The sequence below is a fragment of the Flavobacterium sp. PS2 genome (assembly GCF_046250155.1).
Lineage (GTDB): Bacteria > Bacteroidota > Bacteroidia > Flavobacteriales > Flavobacteriaceae > Flavobacterium.
The window spans coordinates 1,870,663-1,890,264 of record NZ_CP176426.1 but is presented as its reverse complement, the minus strand read 5'-3'; the positions used below and the strand labels follow the sequence as shown (position 1 = coordinate 1,890,264).

At 32.5% G+C, this 19,602-nt stretch carries 16 protein-coding genes; 11 read left to right on the top strand and 5 right to left on the bottom strand.

Features of this window, described 5'->3' with window-relative positions:
• Positions 1–3: 3 nt before the first annotated feature.
• Together ACJ6WR_RS08000 and ACJ6WR_RS07995 are read right to left on the bottom strand one after the other, a co-directional pair.
• Entirely contained in the window at positions 4–1,803 is a 1,800-nt protein-coding gene (locus ACJ6WR_RS08000) for a hypothetical protein (RefSeq protein WP_409417535.1), read from the bottom strand.
• Positions 1,804–1,910: 107 nt separating this feature from the next.
• On the bottom strand, positions 1,911–3,473 hold the full coding sequence (locus ACJ6WR_RS07995) for a hypothetical protein (RefSeq protein ID WP_409417534.1): 1,563 nt from the start codon (positions 3,471–3,473) through the stop codon (positions 1,911–1,913).
• 122 nt (positions 3,474–3,595) lie between these two features.
• Here ACJ6WR_RS07995 and ACJ6WR_RS07990 point away from each other — a divergent pair, with 122 nt between their 5' ends.
• A complete protein-coding gene (locus tag ACJ6WR_RS07990) occupies positions 3,596–5,983 on the top strand; it encodes a penicillin acylase family protein (RefSeq protein ID WP_409417533.1) in 2,388 nt (795 codons plus the stop codon).
• Between the two features lie 217 nt (positions 5,984–6,200).
• A complete protein-coding gene (locus ACJ6WR_RS07985) occupies positions 6,201–7,538 on the top strand; it encodes an FAD-dependent oxidoreductase (protein WP_039112925.1) in 1,338 nt (445 codons plus the stop codon).
• Between the two features lie 71 nt (positions 7,539–7,609).
• Here the strand turns inward: ACJ6WR_RS07985 and ACJ6WR_RS07980 are convergent, their stop codons facing one another.
• A complete protein-coding gene (locus ACJ6WR_RS07980) occupies positions 7,610–9,124 on the bottom strand; it encodes a helicase HerA-like domain-containing protein (RefSeq protein WP_039112926.1) in 1,515 nt (504 codons plus the stop codon).
• A 379-nt stretch (positions 9,125–9,503) separates the two neighbouring features.
• On the opposite strand from ACJ6WR_RS07980, the gene ACJ6WR_RS07975 reads away from it, so the two are divergent.
• The 7 genes from ACJ6WR_RS07975 (at position 9,504) to ACJ6WR_RS07945 (ending at position 15,965) form a co-directional block, all read left to right on the top strand.
• Entirely contained in the window at positions 9,504–10,325 is an 822-nt protein-coding gene (locus ACJ6WR_RS07975; protein ID WP_035617242.1) for a MotA/TolQ/ExbB proton channel family protein, read from the top strand.
• Positions 10,326–10,371: 46 nt separating this feature from the next.
• The gene (locus tag ACJ6WR_RS07970) at positions 10,372–10,983 is read left to right on the top strand and encodes an ExbD/TolR family protein (protein WP_039112927.1); all 612 of its coding nucleotides are present in this window, start codon (positions 10,372–10,374) and stop codon (positions 10,981–10,983) included.
• 19 nt (positions 10,984–11,002) lie between these two features.
• Entirely contained in the window at positions 11,003–11,560 is a 558-nt protein-coding gene (locus tag ACJ6WR_RS07965) for a biopolymer transporter ExbD (RefSeq protein ID WP_039112928.1), read from the top strand.
• A gap of 39 nt (positions 11,561–11,599) precedes the next feature.
• Complete coding sequence (locus tag ACJ6WR_RS07960) at positions 11,600–12,394, top strand: energy transducer TonB (RefSeq protein WP_035617235.1); 795 nt, start codon at positions 11,600–11,602, stop codon at positions 12,392–12,394.
• Positions 12,395–12,626: 232 nt separating this feature from the next.
• Complete coding sequence (locus ACJ6WR_RS07955; RefSeq protein ID WP_039112930.1) at positions 12,627–13,547, top strand: PstS family phosphate ABC transporter substrate-binding protein; 921 nt, start codon at positions 12,627–12,629, stop codon at positions 13,545–13,547.
• A 16-nt stretch (positions 13,548–13,563) separates the two neighbouring features.
• The gene (locus ACJ6WR_RS07950) at positions 13,564–15,231 is read left to right on the top strand and encodes a tetratricopeptide repeat protein (protein ID WP_086895449.1); all 1,668 of its coding nucleotides are present in this window, start codon (positions 13,564–13,566) and stop codon (positions 15,229–15,231) included.
• Positions 15,232–15,332: 101 nt separating this feature from the next.
• Positions 15,333–15,965 carry a 7-carboxy-7-deazaguanine synthase QueE gene (locus tag ACJ6WR_RS07945; protein WP_039112931.1) on the top strand — a complete coding sequence of 211 codons (633 nt, stop codon included), beginning with the start codon at positions 15,333–15,335 and terminating at the stop codon, positions 15,963–15,965.
• Between the two features lie 157 nt (positions 15,966–16,122).
• Here the strand turns inward: ACJ6WR_RS07945 and ACJ6WR_RS07940 are convergent, their stop codons facing one another.
• Together ACJ6WR_RS07940 and ACJ6WR_RS07935 are read right to left on the bottom strand one after the other, a co-directional pair.
• A complete protein-coding gene (locus ACJ6WR_RS07940; RefSeq protein WP_409417532.1) occupies positions 16,123–16,665 on the bottom strand; it encodes a YfiT family bacillithiol transferase in 543 nt (180 codons plus the stop codon).
• Between the two features lie 17 nt (positions 16,666–16,682).
• Positions 16,683–17,390, bottom strand: a complete 708-nt coding sequence (locus ACJ6WR_RS07935; protein ID WP_039117849.1) for a class I SAM-dependent methyltransferase — start codon at positions 17,388–17,390, stop codon at positions 16,683–16,685.
• A gap of 74 nt (positions 17,391–17,464) precedes the next feature.
• Between ACJ6WR_RS07935 and ACJ6WR_RS07930 the strand changes: the two genes are divergently transcribed.
• Both ACJ6WR_RS07930 and ACJ6WR_RS07925 read left to right on the top strand, forming a co-directional pair.
• On the top strand, positions 17,465–17,959 hold the full coding sequence (locus ACJ6WR_RS07930; RefSeq protein ID WP_039112934.1) for a YkgJ family cysteine cluster protein: 495 nt from the start codon (positions 17,465–17,467) through the stop codon (positions 17,957–17,959).
• Between the two features lie 103 nt (positions 17,960–18,062).
• Positions 18,063–19,298, top strand: coding sequence for an ABC transporter permease (locus ACJ6WR_RS07925; RefSeq protein WP_039117848.1), 1,236 nt, complete (start codon positions 18,063–18,065; stop codon positions 19,296–19,298).
• Positions 19,299–19,602: the final 304 nt, after the last annotated feature.

Here is a 19,602-nt window from a genome sequence, read left to right as displayed (position 1 = left end):
GTCTTATGATGGAATAGCTATAGCAATAAGCTTAGTTCTATAATCATTAAATTGATTTTGAATTTCTACTTTATCATTCTTAAAATAAGAAGAAGCTGCAAGCAGATTTTCGTAATATGCAATTCCGCTTAAAAGATTGTCTTTAAAAGCTTGTAATTTTTTAGTTTGTGCAGCTGTTATTTCTGCCGAAATATTCTCGATATCTTTCTTAAAATAATCCAGATACATCTTTAATTCTTTTACGAATAAATTCGGACGATTTTTAACGCGTATAACTGACTTGTTTCCGTAAATGTGCTGCACCATATCGTTCAGAGATACTTCTTGATCAAAATAGGCCATATTTGGACCTGGGCATATAACAACACCTTGCGCTTGTCCTTTTATTTTAATATCGTTCTCTATATAAGATGCATTTGCGAGTCCTACACATAAACATGATTTTTCGGTAATAGCAGCTTTTGATCTTTCAAAAGATTCAGGTGAAACAGTATCTTTTATAGTATCTAATTCGGCTAATTTTAAATCTTGGTATTTTTTTGAAGCCGAACAAGTTCCTTTTGGATCATATTCTTTGCTTAACGCCAAAAATTTCTTCGGGCAAGAACTTCCTGCTTTATTATCGTGAATACGTTTTTGTTTCAGGATTTCGTTAGAGGTTCCTCTTAAGGTATTAAAAGGTACGCCTAAAGGAGAAATATGACTTAAATATAAATCCTCTTCTTGGGCTTTTATTAATAAGTTACGAGTAGGCTGATCTACAGATGTCGCTTCTGGAACTAATAAAAAAGGAGTTCCCCAACCTACAGAATCTACACTGTAATTATCTAATAAAAACTCGTGTTCTTCGGCAGTTCCTACACCACCTTGTACGGTAATTTTAAGAGGTAAAGGATTTTCGGGAACTAGAAATTGTTTTTGCTGTAACGCTTTTACCATTAAATCATGAGCAGATTGAATCAATTGATCTTTTTTCTGCTTAAATTCTTCTAAGATAGGACCTAATAATAAACCTTCGGTAGCAAATGCATGTCCGCCACAGTTTAATCCTGATTCTATACGATATTCAGAAACCCAAAGTCCCTTTTTTGCTAAAAAGTTACCTTGAATCATGGCAGATCTAAAATCACTTACTTTTAGTATAATTTTCTTTTTAAGCTCATTATTACTGTTTGGAAAAAAGTCTGGAAAATTCTCAAAGTAACTATATAATCTAGGATTCATTCCGGCAGAAAGAACTAAAGAAGATTCTAGATTACTGTTTGCAAAACCACGAAGAGCTGCATGAGCATCATTAAATTCAATAGGTAATTGTTCGTCTTTGATAAAGTTATCTTTATCAAGTTTTGTCATAATATTTACATCAATTGCTCCTGCAGAAAGATGTGATTCAATATAATTTTGGATGTTTTCTTTAAACGAAATACCATCTTCCATTAAGTTTAAAAAACCTTTTTTTATCTCAGAACCATTAGGCAGCATCGAGATATAGTTTTCCAGCGCTTGTTTGCTCTCAGATAATTCGGTTTTAAAATTTTCAAATTTTTGTTTTACGATTTTATCTACTAAGTTTAAGTAGGTTGTAATACGTTTGGCTCTGTAATCGTGAATTTTTTGGCTTATTTCCTGATAAGAAGAATTGAATTTTTCAGAATAAAAAGCGGTCATCTTTTCAATTAACTCATCATCTGCAATCGAGATTACCGATGAAATACCATATTTAGCTACTCGAATCGGGCTGTCAATAGTATAAGCGAGTCCCATTACAGGGATATGAAAAGAGTGTATGGGGTTTTTTGTCATTTGAGATTATTATAAGATTTAATAAATGACAAATGTTGTAAAATCATTTTATAAAAAAACTGATATATATCATGTTTATAGCGGATTAAGTTTGTTTTTTGGTGTGATTAAATTAAAATTTTCTTAAAAGATTCAGCTATACTTCTCCATAAAAAATTATAAAAAGACTTTTCCTGAATTCGTTCTAATTCTATTTCAGTTTTTTTAGCTTCATTATCAGAGTCTTTTTTAAGGATTAAATTAGCTAAAGAAGTTTTTAATTTTGCTTCTTTTTCAGGATCTTTCTTTTTGTATAAAGTAACTTTTAAGTCCTTGTATTTTAAGCTTGCATTTCCTGTAGCCTTTTTGTCATTTCCAGTAATATCAAAATGGTAATCATCAAAAGTTCCTTTAAACGAAGTATTAGTATATGGTTTTGTGAAAGCATACATGGCCTGAACATCAAATTTGGCAATACTCCCTTTTATACGGAAACCATCGTTTTTGTCTAGCACATTTAATGTCCAATGTACTTTTAAAGGAGAGTTTTTCATAAAAAGGCAATTGATTTTAATATCTAAATCGGGTGCTTTTTTTAATCCAAAACCACTCTGCAGATTTGTAGCGTTTAAGTTAAAACGACTGAAAGTTAATATCGCAGGTCCTTTCTGGAAATTGATTTCTTCTTCATATACTAATTTTGAATTTCGGATAGAAAGTGTGTCAATTTTTAGTGGAAACGGAATTTTTCGGAGTAATGCATTATACAATGGTTTTTTGCTTAAATCATCTGCGGGTATTTTATTTCGATAGATATTTGCATCTAAATCATCAAAAACAATAGAATTTGCATTAAAGAAAAACACATCATTTTTAAATCCCCAATTCATCGAATTGATATTTATATCTGTTGCCTTTACGGTAAAAAGATCTTTTTCTTTAGCTAATTTTTGTACAAATTGATGGCGAGAATACAAAGGGATATAACTGAAGTTTTTTACTTTTAAAGAATGATTATTAGTTGTTATTTGCGACGCATTAATGGTGTAAAAGGGGTTTGGCTTGTAATATATACTATCACAATTTAGGGCGTATTTTTGATACGAAAAAGGGATTTTCTGTTTAAGAATTTCATCATTAATTACAATTCCTTCTAATACAATAGCGATATTTCGAGTGTATAAAATAGGCTTATTTGTTTTGGTAGACATGATGTCTAAACTTGCTTCATTGAGATAAATATTAGAAACAACAATAATTTTCTGGAAAGGTTCAATTACTTGTGTACGAATACTATTGCTGTTGTCAATTGCATTTTCATCTTTTTTATACAAGATTACTCGTGCATGATCTATGGTGATACTTTTTGCACGTAACGCATCATTAAATACAAGATTCCAGATGCTGAAATCATTTATGGCAACTGTTTTTATTTTAGAATAAATCCCAATTTTAGTAGTATCGTTTTTTGGTGCATTTTTAGGATTAATAACAATATTAGATGCATAAATATCTGCTGCCCAAAGATCGATTTTTATTGTTTCGTATGTAATTTGATACGGCGTTTTATTATTGTCCTGAATGATTTTTGGGAGTTGTTTTTTTACCCAAAAATTTAGCCCAGTATTTATTAAAAACAAAAGGGCTAAAAACGAAATGATTCCTATGATTATTTTTTTATTTAAAGACATTTAGTGCATATTTTATTTTAAATATATAAATTTAAAGACTTAAAAGGAATAACTTTTGGATACAATTGTGATTTTGATAATAATACATTTCATTAAAATATTTATTTATACAATTTAGAAACATGAAAAAAATCAAAAAAATACTGCTTGTTTTGTTCTTGATACTTGTTGTTTTAGGAATCGGTTTATGTACTTATATTTTTCATTTAAAACCGAAATATGAAGGAGAAGTAAAACTGAAAAACATTCAAAAAGAGACAACGGTATATTTTGATGATTTTGGAGTGCCACATATTTATGCAAATTCACAAAAAGAAGCCATGACAGTTTTGGGTTATGTACATGCTCAGGATCGTTTGTGGCAAATGGAGTTGATGCGTCGTATTGCATCTGGGAGATTGTCGGAAATTTTTGGTTCGGTAATGCTAAAGAATGATAAGTTTTTTTCGGGATTAGGAATAGAAGAAGCTTCGGCGAAAGCAATTGCGCAATTGGATAAAAATAGCCCGAGTTATCAATTAACGATGGCTTATCTGGACGGAATTAATCAATATTTGGAAGAAGGTGTTACGCCAATAGAATTTCAGTTGGTTGGAGTGAAAAAAGAAAAATTCACGATAAAAGATGTTTATAATATTTTTGGGTATATGTCTTTCAGTTTTGCAATGGCACAAAAGACAGATCCTTTAATGACTGATATTCGTAATAAATACGGAAATGAATATTTAAAAGATTTTGGTTTAAATGGCGAATTTAATACGACTCAGATAAGAAATGCAAAAGAGAATCCAGAAGAATTTGCAGTGATTTCAAAATCTGTTGCTTCGCTTCTTGAAAAATCTCCAATTCCTCCTTTTATAGGAAGTAATAGTTGGGTAGTTTCACCTAAGAAAACGAAAAACGGAAAGGTTATTTTTGCTAATGATCCGCATATCGGATTTTCGCAACCAGGAACTTGGTATGAGGCACATTTGATAACTCCGGATTTTGAATTATATGGTTGTTATCTTGCTGGAACGCCATATCCTTTATTAGGTCATAATCGTGATTATGCATACGGATTAACAATGTTCGAAAATGATGATATCGATTTTTATCAAGAAGAAAATAAATCGGGAGATGCTAATGAATATAAAACGCCAAATGGTTTTGAAAAATACGAAACCAGAAAGAAGGTTATAAAGGTTAAAGATTCATCGGATGTTATTGTAGATGTAAAAATAAGCCGTCATGGTCCTGTTATGAATGGCTTAATCGAAGATTTAAAGAATAGTAATAAACCTATTGCAATGTCTTGGGTTTATACGCAACAGCCTATAAAAATTCTAGATGCTGTTTATGGACTTTCGCATGCAAAGAATAAAAATGATTTTAAGAAAGCGGTTTCACTTGTTGCTGCTCCGGGCTTAAATGTAATGTATGGTGATGCAAAAGGTAATGTAGGATGGTGGGCAACCGGAACTTTATACAAGCATAATAAAGGAGTAAATCCTAATTTTATTCTGGATGGGTCAAGTGGTAAAGATGATATTGCCGAATATTTGGATTTCTCCAAAAATCCATCGGCAGAAAATCCAAAATGGGGTTATGTATATTCGGCCAATAATCAGCCAGAAGCTATCGATGGGTTTTTATATCCTGGATATTATTTGCCAGAAGATCGTGCTAAAAGAATTACGCAATTGCTTGATGCAAAATCTGATTGGGATAAAGAAGCGATTAGTAAAATGATTTTTGATAATACATCTCCAGTTGCTCCAACGGTGGTTCAGAATTTACTTTTGAATGTGAAAAATGAATCACTTACGGCAAATGAAAAACAAGCATTATCTATTCTTAAGGATTGGAAGGGAACTAATAATCTGGAAGATGTTGCGCCTACGATTTACAATAAATGGGTGTATGCGTATTTAAAAAACACTTTTGAAGATGAATTGAGAGAGGGAAATTTTAAAAATTTATTAGAAACACATCTTGTAAAACAAATTATAGCGAAACAAATACAAAACGAAAATTCGGTTTGGTGGGACAATATATTGACCAAAAATGTAAAAGAAACTAAGAAAGATATTTTAACAAAATCATTTCATGAAGCAATTACGGGACTTGAGAAGCAATTAGGGAATACGGTTCAAGACTGGAAATGGGAGAAAGTACATACTGTAGAGTATCATCATCCTTTAGGGCAAGTGGCTGCTTTAAGAGGAATCTTTAATGCTGGACCTTTTGCGGTTTCTGGCTCAACTGAAGTAATCAATAATCAGTTTTTTGATTTTACTGATAAAGGAGTTTATAATGTAAAAGGCGGACCATCGACAAGAAGGATTATTGACTTCTCGGATATAGAAAATAGTTGGAGTATTTTGCCAACAGGACAATCTGGGAATCCATTTAGTAAACATTATAAGGATCAAGCCGAGCTTTATAATGCAGGAAAGTTCCGAAAAATGAAATTAAATAAGGAGGAGATTGTTAAAACTTCGACTAAACTGGTTTTTAAACCAAGATAGAAAATGGAAGGTTTTATATCTGGATTTATTTCATTATCTAACTGATTGCGTGAAGGATTGAAGTGAAAATCCTTTTTTGAGGAACGAAAAAAAGATTGTAGCGAAAAGCCTGACCCGACCTTTTTGGGAGGGGCACGCCCAAATATTTCTTTGATTTATAGCCTATTCTATAGATTATATACTTATTTTTACGAGCGTATAATCACATTTTTTTTTGATGCAAACTCCACTTAAAATTGCTATTGTAGGTTCTGGATTGGTTGGCTCATTGTTGGCAATTTATCTTAAAAAGGAAGGTCATGAAGTTCATGTTTATGATCGAAGCCCAGATATTCGTAAAATTAATTTTTCGGGACGATCGATAAATTTGGCAATGTCTAATCGTGGCTGGAAAGCACTAGATGGCGTTGGTGTAGGAGATGCTGTTCGAGAAATTGCTATTCCGATGGATAAGCGAGCCATACATTTAGTTGATAAACTTAATTTTCAGAATTACGGACAAGAAGGCGAAAGTATTTATTCGATTTCAAGAGGAACCTTAAACCGTAAAATGATTGATTTGGCAGAAAATGCCGGAGCCGATTTTTTCTTTGAGCAAAAGATATGGGATGTAACTTTAAGCGATGCTACATTACATATTGGTGATACGGAAAGAGGGGAGTGGGAAGAGAAAAAATACGATATGGTTTTTGGAGCCGATGGTGCTTTTTCTAGAATTCGTCATCGTATGCAACGCCAAAGCATGTTTAATTATTCGCAGGAATTCTTGAATATGGGATATAAGGAATTAAATATTCCGGCAAATCCTAATGCGACACATAAACTAGATAAAAACTCATTTCATATTTGGCCACGTGGGGAATATATGCTTATTGCATTGCCTAACTTGGATGGTAGTTTTACGTGTACTTTGTTTATGCCTTTTGAAGGAGAAAACTCTTTTGATTCGCTAACAGATAGAAAACAGGTTGAAGACTTTTTTGAGAAAAACTTCCCGGATTCTATTGAGGTTATACCAAAATTAGCCGAAGATTTCTTTAATAATCCTACAAGTACATTGGTAACTATGAAATGTTTTCCTTGGACTTATAGCGATAAGATTGCTTTAATTGGCGATGCGTGTCATGCTATTGTTCCTTTTTATGGACAAGGGATGAATGCTGGTTTTGAAGATATCACGGTTTTATATGAGATGATTCTTAAATATGGAGATGATTGGAAAAAGATTTTCTCTGAGTATGAAATTTCTCGTAAACCAAATGCGGATGCAATTGCAGAACTTTCGTATCGCAATTTTATGGAAATGAGTACGAAAACGGCAGATGAAAAATTCTTGTTGCAAAAAAAGATAGAAAAAGCTTTTTCGGATAAACATCCAGATAAATGGATTCCGCTTTATAGTCGTGTTACTTTTAGTGATCGCCCTTATGCCGAAGCATTGGCAATAGGAGATTTTCAGAATACGATTATGGAAGAGGTTTTAAGAATGGAAAATATAGAAGCTATTTGGGATAGTCCAGTTGTCGAAAATAAAATCCTTGATTTATTAAAATAAGATATAGTTAGATATATAAATGAAGAAACCCTTTTAATATAACATTAAAAGGGTTTCTTTATTTTTAGAATTTACTTCTTGAACATTTTTGATAAAACGCCAAATACGCCTCTTATAAAGGTAGCGCTGGTTACTACTTTTAGTACTGATTTACCAACTACGCTTGCAGTACTTGGTTCATTACTCGTTTTCTGAGAAGTTTTCTCTTCTTGTCGAGAAGAAGCTTCTTGTTCTGCATCGCTAATTTTTTTGGTTAATATTTCGTAAGCACTTTCTCTGTCGATTACCTCGCTATATTTTTTAACCAATTTTGATTTCTGGTTGATTTCCTGAATTTCACTTTCTGTTAATACATCCATTCTACTCATTGGTGCTCGCATCATAGTGGCTACTAATGGTGTTGGAACTCCTTTTTCATTTAAGGCTGTAACCAGAGCTTCTCCTATACCTAAACTCGTAAGCAGCTCATCTGTCTTGTAATATTTAGATGTAGGGTAGTTGTCGGCAGTTTTCTTGATGGCTTGCCTGTCATTTGCTGTAAAAGCTCTTAAAGCATGCTGAATCTTTAAACCTAACTGTGCTAAAACTCCACTTGGTACATCCATTGGGTTTTGAGTTACAAAATAAACTCCAACACCTTTTGAACGAATAAGCTTTACAATAGTTTCAATTTGCTCTAGCAATACTTTACTAGCTTCGTTGAAAATTAAGTGCGCTTCGTCTATAAAAATGACTAATTCAGGTTGGTCAACATCTCCCTTTTCGGGCATTTGTTGGTATATTTCGGCAAGTAAACTCAACATAAAAGTCGAGAATAATTTAGGTTTATCCTGAATATCCGTTAAACGAATGATATTTACGTATCCTTTACCGTTTTCGTCGATGCGCATTAAGTCATCAATTTCGAATGATAATTCACCAAAAAAGATATCTGCTCCTTGTTGTTCCAGTTCGATTATTTTTCGGAGAATTGTTCCAGTTGTGGCTGTAGATATCTTGCCATAACTGGCTGCGATTTCATCTTTTCCTTCTTCGGTAATATAATTAATGACCTTTTTGATGTCCTTTAAATCTAATAAAGGCATTTTATTATCGTCACAATATTTAAAAATTACCGAAATAACACCCGATTGAGTATCATTTAAACCTAATATTCTAGAGAATAAAACAGGTCCAAATTCTGAAACTGTAGCACGTAATCTAACTCCGCTTTGTTCAGAAAGAGACATTAATTCTACAGGAAATTGGGATATATTATAAGGTATATCGATTTTTGCATGACGTTCGGTAATAAAAGACTTTTCTTCTCCTTCTTTGGCAATACCACTAAAATCTCCCTTAATATCCATCATTAAAACAGGGATTCCTGCTAATGAAAGTTGCTCGGATAGTACCTGAATCGTCTTAGTTTTTCCAGTTCCAGTCGCTCCAGCTATTAATCCGTGACGGTTTAATGTTTTTAATGGGATTTTTACGTGTGCATTTAGAGGTTCCCCATCGAAAATTGCTCCACCAAGAATAATACTTTCCCCTTTGGTTTGATAACCGTCATTTATACTTTGAATAAATTCGTCTTTTTGGCTCATATTTATGTAACATTAATTCAGTTGCAAGGTATAGATTTTTTCTTAAAACGTTTAATTTAGCTATGTTAGCGTAAAAAAAAACTAATTTTGTTAAAAATAATAATAAAAAATATTTTCTTAACACATTATGAAGATTTTGAGAGATTGCATTGCTTTTTACTAAATCGTTGTAAATTTTATCATAAATAATTATTTTTTTACTTCGATTTTATTTAAAATACAATTAATTCAATTAGATATTTTTTGTTTTAAGGTTAAATTAATTGGAATTAAATTGAAAAAAGTTTTTTTATTTAAACTAAAAATATAAATTTGCTGCACTACAAGTTTATTATAACTAAAAAATAAAAATTATTTAAAACTATTAAAATTAAAAAAAATGGCAAACGTTAAAGTTAAAAAGGAAAGTACTTCAAATGGCGGAGGAATGGTGTCAGGATTGATTATTGCAGCATGTATTTTTGTGGGTTGGTGTATTTGGAATTTCCTAATGGGTTCTCCATCGAATTTTGAAGGTGGTACAGTTGAAGGGCACCCGTTGAATATATTAGGTATGGTTTACCATGGAGGTATTATCGTTCCTGTTTTGTTAGGTATGTTATTAATGGTTATCGTATTTTCTATTGAAAGATTTACAGTTATCTCTAAAGCTGCTGGAAAAGCAAACTTAGATAAATTCATGAAAAGTGTACAAGGAAGCATTAAAGAAGGAAACATTGATGCAGCTATCGCTTCTTGTGACAAACAACAAGGTTCAGTTGCAAATGCAATTAAATCAGCTTTAATTAAATATCAAGAAGTTAAAAAAGAAGGTTTCAACAGTGAAGAAGCTTCTGAAACTATCCACAAAGAAATCGAAGAGATTACTTCATTAGAAATGCCAATGTTAGAGAAAAACATGACAATCATTTCTTCATTAGTATCTTTAGGTACATTAGGAGGATTGTTAGGAACAGTATCTGGTATGATTAAAGCATTTAGCGCGTTAGCTTCTACAGGTTCTCCTGACCAAGCTGCACTTGCAAATGGTATTTCTGAGGCACTTGTAAATACTGCAACTGGTATTAGTACTTCTATCTTTGCTATTATTGCTTACAACTTCTTTACATCTAAAATTGATGATTTAACTTATTCTATTGACGAAGCAGGTACTACAATCGTAAATACTTACAGACACTTTAGAGGAAGTTTAAAACAATAAATAATTTTTTAGCATGATTATTGTGCTAAATTTAAAATAAAAGATAATGGCAAAAATAAAAATGAAAAAAAAGTCAACGTCTACGGACATGACTGCCATGTGTGATGTTGCATTTCTTTTGTTGACATTCTTTATTTTGACTGCTACTGCAAAAGTGCCTGAGGCACTTCCTGTAGACACGCCTTCATCTACTGTACAAACTAAATTACCTGAAACGGATTTAGCTACACTTACAATAGGAAAAGGAAAAGTATTTTTTGATTTAAAAGGAAGAGAAGTTCGTAAAAGAACTTTGGAGCTAATGGGTGAGAAATACGGTGTTGCTTTTTCTGACAATGATAAAACTGAATTTGCTCTAATGGAAGGATTTGGAGTTCCAATTACAAGTTTAAAGCAAATCATTGACATGAAAGCGGCTGATAGAAGTAAAGCTGATCAACCTGGTATTCCTAAAGATTCTTTAGATAATCAGTTAAAAGAATGGATTTACAATGCGCGTATTGCAAATATTGAAATTGCTGATAAAGAATTACAATTTGCGATAAAAGGTGATGCTAAAGAAGAGTATCCTGCGATTCATAAAGTAATGGACATCTTGCAAGATCAAAAAATCAATACCTTTAGCTTAGTTACTGGTTTGAGAGGAAAAGACTTTTAATTAAAAAACATACACTAAAATGGCTGAATTAAATACCGACGGCGGTGGAGGCGGAAAAGGTGGTAAAGTAAGAAGTAAAAAGCAAAACTCAAAAGTAGATTTAACTGCGATGGTAGATTTGGCTTTCTTACTAATCACATTCTTTATGCTTACCACAACGTTGTCAAAGCCTCAATCGATGAACTTGGGGTTGCCAGATAAAGAGAAGGATCCTAATGAAAAGAATGATATTAAAGTAGATGAAAATCGTACAATGACTTTATTATTAGGCCCAGATAATAAATTAACTTATTATATGGGATTGTTAGCAACTCCTATCGCTGGACCTAAAGATATTGCTTATGGGAAAGACGGAATCCGTAAAGAATTAGTAAGCAGAAAAAAATCTGTTTTAGAATATTCTGCTGGAATTGGGAAACCAAAAAACGGAATTATCGTAATTATAAAACCTACGAAAAAATCTAGTTACCGTAATTTGGTTGATATCTTGGACGAAATGGCTATTACTGGCGTAGAAACCTATGCAATCGTTAATGAGTTTTCGCCAGAGGAAACAAAATTGGTAGAGAAAAAATAAGAGCAATCTTATCTTTTAACACCCTAATAATCAAGAAAAATGAAATTAGATATTATAAAAAACCAGTGGCTTGATATCGTATTCGAAGGGCGTAATAAGATATATGGTGCATATGAGTTAAGAAAATCTAACACAAAAACTACGGTAAGAGCACTTATCGTTGGGTCAGTTATTTTTTCAATTGCTGTTGCTGCGCCAGTTATTGCAAGCCTTTTGCCAGATTCTAAAGCAGATGAGGCAAGTAAGGATATTAAGATTACCACTGTAAAATTACCACCTAAAAAAGAGGAGGTAAAACCAAACCTTCCGCCTCCACCACCTCCACCTCCAAAAGTGGATCAAGTGAAGTTCGTGAAGCCAGTTGTAGCAAAAGCTGATGAAGTAACTGAAGAGCCACCAAAATTAGTGGAGCTTAAAGAGAAAAAAATTGGTGCTGAAACTATTAAAGGAGATCCTGATGCAGTATTAACTGTTGAGCCAGTAGGTACAGGAACAGCTGCAGTAGTTGAAGAAGATACACAAATTTACAACACAGCAGGTATCGAAGTAAAACCTGAATTCCCTGGAGGGATTGAAAAATTCTACAAATTTGTAGGTAATAACTATAAAACTCCAGAAGAAGAAGGATTGAAAGGTAAAGTATATGTTACTTTCGTAGTTGAAAAAGATGGATCGTTAACAGACATTAAAGTTTTAAGAGATATTGGTTATGGAACAGGAACCGAAGCTATTAGAGTTTTAAAGAAATGTCCAAAATGGAATCCAGGTGAGCAAAATGGTAAAAAAGTTAGGGTATTATACTCTCTTCCTATTACTATTCAATCTGCAGACTAATGTTGAAGAAACTGCTTGATAATATTAAGAAGAAATCGCTAAAAGAGCGATTTCTTCTTGTTTTAGGAATGTTCTTCTTTCTAATGTATTTTGTAATAGGTTTAGTAATTATTTTTTGGAAAGCTTTACCAATTGCAATGGAATTTAAATATAGAGTTGCTTTTGGTATATTATTAATCGTATATTCGTTTATAAGATTTGTGAGGTTTTTTAATTCAAACACTGATTAGTTATGCTAAAGAATAGTAAAGTTTTGTTTTTAGTATTGTTTGGTTTATTGTTTATTACTTGTAATCAGAAAGATAAAAGTAAAGTAGACAAAGAATCAATACTAAAAGGATCTATGGATATTACTGTAGATGAAACGTTGGTTCCTATTGTTGAGGATCAGGTGCTTATTTTTGAAAGCACTTATGATGCAAAAATTGCTATAAAGCCAAAATCAGAAGCGGAACTTATTAATGATTTACTAAATCAAAAAGCTACTGTTGCTTTTACAGCAAGAGATTTGACAAAAGAAGAGAGAGAAGTTTTTAATAAAAAGAAAATTGCCCCTAGAGTAACGCCAGTTGCTACAGATGCAATTGCATTTATTTCAAACAAAGACAATAATGATACTTTAATTGCGTTGAAAACAGTGATTAATTTAATGCAAGGTAAACCCGAAGCAAGTATCAAAGGATTAGTTTTTGATAATCCAAACTCTAGTACAGTGCGCTATTTAAAAACTTTGGCAGGAACTAAAGATATTCCTAAAGAAGGAGTTTTTTCATTTAAAACAAATGAAGAAGTAATTAAATTTGTATCTGAGAATAAAGGAATGGTAGGAGTTGTAGGAGTAAATTGGTTGTCACAACCATCTCCTAAAATGAAAGATTTTGTTGCTAAAGTTAATGTATTGAGCGTAAAAGGTCTTACTAGTGATAAATTTGTTGCTCCAACTCAAAACAATATAGCAGAGGGTACTTATCCTTTGGCACGTGATTTGTATATTATCAATTGTCAAGGATACTCAGGATTAGGTATTGGGTTTGCTTCTTTTGTAGGAGGCGATATTGGACAAAGAATAGTTTTAAAATCTGGATTGTTACCAATACGTGTTCCTGGAAGAAAACTCAATGTTAGAAGTGAAATTATTAACGAAAAAGAATAAATTAATTACAACAGAGATGAATAAATTTAAAATTTTTAGTGTTGCGTTAATGGCTACAGCTGCTGGAACTTATGCACAAGACATAAGTCAAGCTAAAAAAGCTATCGATGCAGAGCAATTTGAAAAAGCAAAATCAGTTTTACAATCAATTATAAAAGCAAAACCAACTGATGGTGAAGCTCCATTTATATTGGGTAATATTTATTTAAGTCAACAAGTTGCTGACTCTGCAAAAATATATTACCTTAATAGTACAGCTGCATCTAGCCGTGCTAATCTTGGTTATATTGGTTTAGGTCAATTAGATTTAGATAATAAAAATACAACTGCAGCTCAGGCTAATTTTGCTTCAGCTATAAAGCCAATGAAAAGAAAAGATGTAGAGGAATTTATCTATATCGGTAAAGCATACATGAATTCTGTTAATCCAGATTACAAAAGTGCTATAACTTCTTTAAATCGTGCGGTAGCAGTAGATCCACAAAATGCTCAAGTACTTTTAGCACTTGGAGATGCATATTATGGAGACAATAATCAAAACGAAGCTTACAAATCATATCGTAATGCATTCCAAGCAGATCCAACATTGTTGAGAGCAAAAATGCAACTAGGAGTATTATTAAAAGGAGCTAAATCTTACGATGAAGCTATTAAATCTTTTAATGAAGTTATTGCATTAGATCCTAATTATGGTCCTGTTTACAGAGAATTAGCTGAAACATATTACAAATGGGGAAGAAACAAGCCTTCTAAGTCAGAAGAGAATATGCAAAAAGCTATTACTAGCTATGAAAAATATTTAACGCTTACGGATTATTCTATACATTCAAGAATGCGTCATGCAGACTTTTTAATTCTTGTAAAAGATTATAAAGCTTTAGAAGTTGAGGCAAACAAAATGATCGAATTGGATAAAGTAAACCCTAGAATCTTCAGATATTTAGGATATGCTGCATATGAAAATGGTAATGTAGATGTTGCTATCAAATCATTAGAGGATTATGTAAAAAATCCTAAAAATAAAATTATTGCAAAAGATTATTTGTATTTAGGTTTTGCTAAAATCAAAAAAGGAACAAATGCTGAAGGTACTTCAGTTGATCCAGCTGCATTCGAAGCAGGTTTGGTAGAGATTAGAAAAGCTATTGCAATGGAGCCTTTAGCGGTTCAGGATTTAGGTGATCTTGGAAAAGTATTGTTTGGTAAAAAATTATACAAAGAATCAGGAGCACTTTTTGAATTTGGTACAAAAGTTCCTGAGTCTGCAACTTATTTAGATGATAATATTTATTATGGTTTGTCTATCTACTATGATAACAACAAAGCTAATACTAAGCCAGATGCAATTGCTTTACAAAAAGCAGATGCTGCATTTGTAAATGTAATTACAGCTTCACCAACTTATCAAGAGGCTTACCTTTATAGAGCAAGAACAAACAGATTGCTTGAGAATGATGAGGCAATGACTAAAAACTACGAAGATTATATTGCAAAATCTACTGAAAAAGGAGCTGAAGAAATTGCTAAACCAGCAGTTAAAGCTAAATTCGTAGAGGCTTACAATAACATCGCAGCAAGTTATGCAAATACAGATAAAGCGAAAGCAATTGAGTATTTCAACAAAACTTTAGCATTGGATCCTACTAATGCTTATGCTACGCAATCTTTGAATACTTTAAAATAATATAAAGATTCTTAATATTTTAAAACCGATAGTTCTTTGAATTATCGGTTTTTTTATTGTTCCATTTTTTATTGACTATCTTTGCACTTTAAAATTTAGTAATGTTATCAAAAGAAATACAATTAGAAGTAAATAAAGGTGCAATGTTACCCTTAATGGAAGAGTTTTACACGATTCAGGGAGAAGGATTTCATACAGGTACAGCAGCTTATTTTATCCGTATTGGAGGGTGTGATGTAGGTTGTCATTGGTGTGATGTTAAAGAAAGTTGGAATGCAGAATTGCATCCGCCTACAAGTGTTGATTTAATTGTAAATAATGCAAGTAAATATGCTGATACAGTTGTTGTTACAGGTGGAGAGCCATTAACATGGGATATGACTGTACTTACGACAGAATTAAAAAATAAAAATCTAAAAGTCCATATCGAAACCTCAGGAGCTTATCCGCTTACAGGAACGTGGGATTGGATTTGTCTTTCTCCAAAAAAGAATAAATTGCCAACGCAAACAGTTTATGATAATGCACATGAATTAAAAGTAATTATTTACAATAAGCATGATTTTATCTTTGCCGAAGAACAAGCAGAACTAGTAAACGGAAAAGCAATATTGTTTCTTCAGCCGGAATGGAGTAAAAAAGAAGAAATGACTCCTCTTATTGTAGAGTATGTCATGAATAATCCGAAATGGAGAGTATCACTTCAAACACATAAATATTTGAATATTCCTTAATCAAGGATATTTATATGTTACAAAAACAAAAGCCTCTTCATGCATGAAGAGGCTTTTGTTTTTATCGCTAATTATGTATGATAACCAATATGTATAAATAGTATACAAGCTGTGTAAAATGTTTTCATTTTGAGTTTAGCTAGGAAAACAAATATAATTACCATCCCTTGCGTTTCTTCAGAGCTGTAATGTGAGCTAAATGATGATTACCGTGCCAGGCATACGTTCCTATCATTTGCTTGATAGAAACTATAGAATTATTTTCGGGGTGAATAAAAGTTTTTTCAAGTTCTGCTTGAGATAAGCTTTTCATGATGTATCCTAAACGAAAATGCAAACCATCCAATAAAGACAAAGTGGGTTGTATAGGCATTGTCAAATTATCAGGTAATTCAGCCCAAAGGTCCTCGTGGTAAGCCTTTATTATTGGTTTGTCCTCAGTCAAAGCCCATTTTATTCGTATAAAACAATTCATATGGCTTTCGGCGCAATGATGAATGAGTTGTCTTACCGTCCAACCTTCCGGTCGATAAGGAGTGTCAAGTTGTTCGTCGGATAAACTAATCACTTCTTTTTTTAGTCTTTCGGGGAAAGAAGAGATTTCTTCAATTTTATTTAAAATATAATCAGGAGAATAATTTTCAGGAGTTATAAATTTTCCGATAGGATATTTTAATTTTTCTAAATCTAAATTTTCCATGTTATGTGTTTTGTTTTTTAAACAGAAAGTTTGGCTAGATAATCATAATGTTCGCCTTCTAGAACAAGTTCACATTTAAAACCATTAGCGACAGCTGCATTTTGGAGTGTATTGTAATCTAAGTATAACCAGTCAAAAGCAGATTCTTTATCGCCTTTATAAGATATATTAAAAACGAGTTCGCCATAATACTCAGTATCCGATGGAATCCATTTCCCTCCATCTTCATCTTCGTCAAACATATATATAATGTCCGAACTATCCAGTAAGATTTGTCCACCAGGATTTAGAAGAGACTTTAGCTTTGATAAAAATTTATTGCAATTTTGAAGTTTTCCAAAAATGCCAACACCATTCATTAATAATATAATTGTATCGTATTTTTCGCCATCTAGAGTTAGTATATCTTGTGTTTTGGCATTTTTTACACCACGGAGATTACAGGTTTCAATGGCTTTTTCTGAAATATCTATAGCGGTTACGTCTAAATTTCTTTCGTTTTGTAAATACAAACTATGACTTCCTGCTCCACAACCTACGTCAAGTATTTTTCCTTTGGCAAGTTCTAATGCTTTTTGCTCCAGTTTAGGCATTTCTTTAAAAGAGCGAAACAAATAAGCAACGCTCATTTCGTCAGCTTCAGAAATAGTGGTTTCGGTAATTAAATCCTCAGGCGAATTGTTGGTCTGGAAATCTAGCATTGCTTTCCCAAAAAGGTCTTTCATTGTATTTTAGTTCAAAGTTTAAGGTTTCGAGTTTAAAGTTGTTTAATTTTGCAAATCAACTTTAAAAATTAAACTTGAAAGAAATTTTAAACAACTTAAATAAGTTAGCCAAAGATAAGCATATCGAAAACAAAAAGTATTTCGATAAGCTTAAAAAGAAACAACCTAAGAATTTAGATTATGTAATGCAAGAATTACATGACGCAGAATTCAAAAAAACAGATTGCCTAAAATGTGCTAACTGTTGTAAAACGACAGGCCCCTTATTTACAGATGCCGATATCGAGCGTATCTCAAAACATTTGCGACAAAAGCCGCAACAGTTCATCGAGCAATACTTGCGTATAGATGAAGATAAAGATTATGTTCTGCAAAGTGTTCCGTGTACATTCCTGGATAATGAAAATTATTGCATGATTTACGATGTACGCCCAAAAGCCTGCCGTGAGTTCCCGCATACAGATCGTAAAAAATTCCAGCAAATTTCTGATTTAACGCTTAAAAACGTCGCAATGTGTCCAGCGGCATTTAATATTGTCGAGGCAATGAAAAAGCGTTTGCCTTTATAAGAGGCTATTTAGGCTTAAATATTTCGTAATTGTTTTTACGAGTAATTTATGTTTGTTTATTAAACCGTATTTTTGAACTTATTATAAGACAACCCTATCAATTTTGAATCTAGAATATTTTATAGCCAAAAGACTTATCACTGCAAAGGATTATAAAAGCAGTATATCAGCACCAATTATAAAAATTGCAATCTCGGCTATTGCAATCGGAATAATAATGATGTTGGTTTCAGTAGCAACCGGAATTGGATTGCAACAAAAAATCCGCGAAAAAGTCTCCGCTTTTAATGGTCAGGTAATTATTTCTAATTACGATAATAACCAATCCGAGGTAACGTTAAGTCCAATTTCCAAAAAGCAAGACTTTTATCCTAAGTTTACTTCTGTTCCAGAGGTAAGTCATATTCAGGCAATAGCCAGTAAAGCAGGAATAATAAGAACTGAAACAGCTTTCGAAGGAATTATATTCAAAGGAGTTGGTGCCGATTATGATTGGAATAATATAAAAGAGTATTTAGTCGACGGCAGGCTTCCGGATTATTCCAAAGCAATTAATCAAGAAGTGTTATTATCGAGATTTCTTGCAGATAGATTAAATCTAAAAGTAGGAGATGAGTTTAATACCTTCTTTATAAAAGAAGATCAGAATAAATTACCAAATGTTCGCCGATTCAAAATTGCAGGAATCTTCAATTCAGGATTTCAGGATTTCGATGCTACCTATATAATAGGAGATATTCGCCATATACAACGTATTAATAAATGGGCTCCAAACGAAGTTGGGGCATTTGAGGTTTTCTTAAAAGACTTTGATAATATAAAAACGACAGGAGACGAAATCTATCAGCAAACATCATCAACGCTAGATACTAAAACCATAATCGAAAAATACAGTTATATATTTGATTGGTTGCAACTCTTCGATTTTAATATTATAGTTATTCTTGCTATCATGATCATTGTAGCAACAATAAATATGGTAGTAGCACTATTGGTGTTAATACTAGAACGCACACAAATGATCGGAATCCTAAAAGCATTAGGAGCTAATAATTGGGTCATTCGTAAAATCTTCCTTTATAATGCACTTTACCTTATATTAAGAGGGTTGTTCTGGGGGAATCTTATTGGGATTTCGCTATTGTTGATACAGCAGCATTTTGGAGTGATTCAGCTTAATCCAGAAAACTACTATGTTAACCAAGCGCCGGTTTATCTCAACTGGGGATATGTATTGTTAGTAAATCTGCTTACGGTATCAGTTTGTTTCTTGGTGTTGTTGATTCCTTCCTATATAATAACGAAGATTTCTCCAGTTAAAGCAATACGATTCGAATAGTTTCAGGAGCTATTTCCTGCTATCCGCTACAATCTTGTCCTTTTTAAAGGAAAAAGGCCAAGGATTTCCGCTACTATCAGGGCTAGGGGCGACAAAACATAACAAAAACCCCATAAGAACGACAATAAAAGAGACTTTGCGCCTTTGCGCGAAACCTAGCGAAATCCAGTAAAAACAAGGAAAACCTAGAGGAAGAGTTCGAAAAAGACAGAGATAAAGAAAAAACAATACCTGTAAACACACTGTTATCAGACTGTTAAAAAATAAACAAAAAATACTCTCTAAAAAGTATTGTTTAACTGAA

What these genes read in the sequence shown, in the direction of transcription:
- ACJ6WR_RS08000 (WP_409417535.1), bottom strand. Translation starts at nt 1,803, where the DNA reads ATGACAAAAAACCCCATACACTCTTTTCATATCCCTGTAATGGGACTC.
- ACJ6WR_RS07995 (WP_409417534.1), bottom strand. Translation starts at nt 3,473, where the DNA reads ATGTCTTTAAATAAAAAAATAATCATAGGAATCATTTCGTTTTTAGCC.
- ACJ6WR_RS07990 (WP_409417533.1), top strand. Translation starts at nt 3,596, where the DNA reads ATGAAAAAAATCAAAAAAATACTGCTTGTTTTGTTCTTGATACTTGTT.
- ACJ6WR_RS07985 (WP_039112925.1), top strand. Translation starts at nt 6,201, where the DNA reads ATGCAAACTCCACTTAAAATTGCTATTGTAGGTTCTGGATTGGTTGGC.
- ACJ6WR_RS07980 (WP_039112926.1), bottom strand. Translation starts at nt 9,124, where the DNA reads ATGAGCCAAAAAGACGAATTTATTCAAAGTATAAATGACGGTTATCAA.
- ACJ6WR_RS07975 (WP_035617242.1), top strand. Translation starts at nt 9,504, where the DNA reads ATGGCAAACGTTAAAGTTAAAAAGGAAAGTACTTCAAATGGCGGAGGA.
- ACJ6WR_RS07970 (WP_039112927.1), top strand. Translation starts at nt 10,372, where the DNA reads ATGGCAAAAATAAAAATGAAAAAAAAGTCAACGTCTACGGACATGACT.
- ACJ6WR_RS07965 (WP_039112928.1), top strand. Translation starts at nt 11,003, where the DNA reads ATGGCTGAATTAAATACCGACGGCGGTGGAGGCGGAAAAGGTGGTAAA.
- ACJ6WR_RS07960 (WP_035617235.1), top strand. Translation starts at nt 11,600, where the DNA reads ATGAAATTAGATATTATAAAAAACCAGTGGCTTGATATCGTATTCGAA.
- ACJ6WR_RS07955 (WP_039112930.1), top strand. Translation starts at nt 12,627, where the DNA reads ATGCTAAAGAATAGTAAAGTTTTGTTTTTAGTATTGTTTGGTTTATTG.
- ACJ6WR_RS07950 (WP_086895449.1), top strand. Translation starts at nt 13,564, where the DNA reads ATGAATAAATTTAAAATTTTTAGTGTTGCGTTAATGGCTACAGCTGCT.
- ACJ6WR_RS07945 (WP_039112931.1), top strand. Translation starts at nt 15,333, where the DNA reads ATGTTATCAAAAGAAATACAATTAGAAGTAAATAAAGGTGCAATGTTA.
- ACJ6WR_RS07940 (WP_409417532.1), bottom strand. Translation starts at nt 16,665, where the DNA reads ATGGAAAATTTAGATTTAGAAAAATTAAAATATCCTATCGGAAAATTT.
- ACJ6WR_RS07935 (WP_039117849.1), bottom strand. Translation starts at nt 17,390, where the DNA reads ATGAAAGACCTTTTTGGGAAAGCAATGCTAGATTTCCAGACCAACAAT.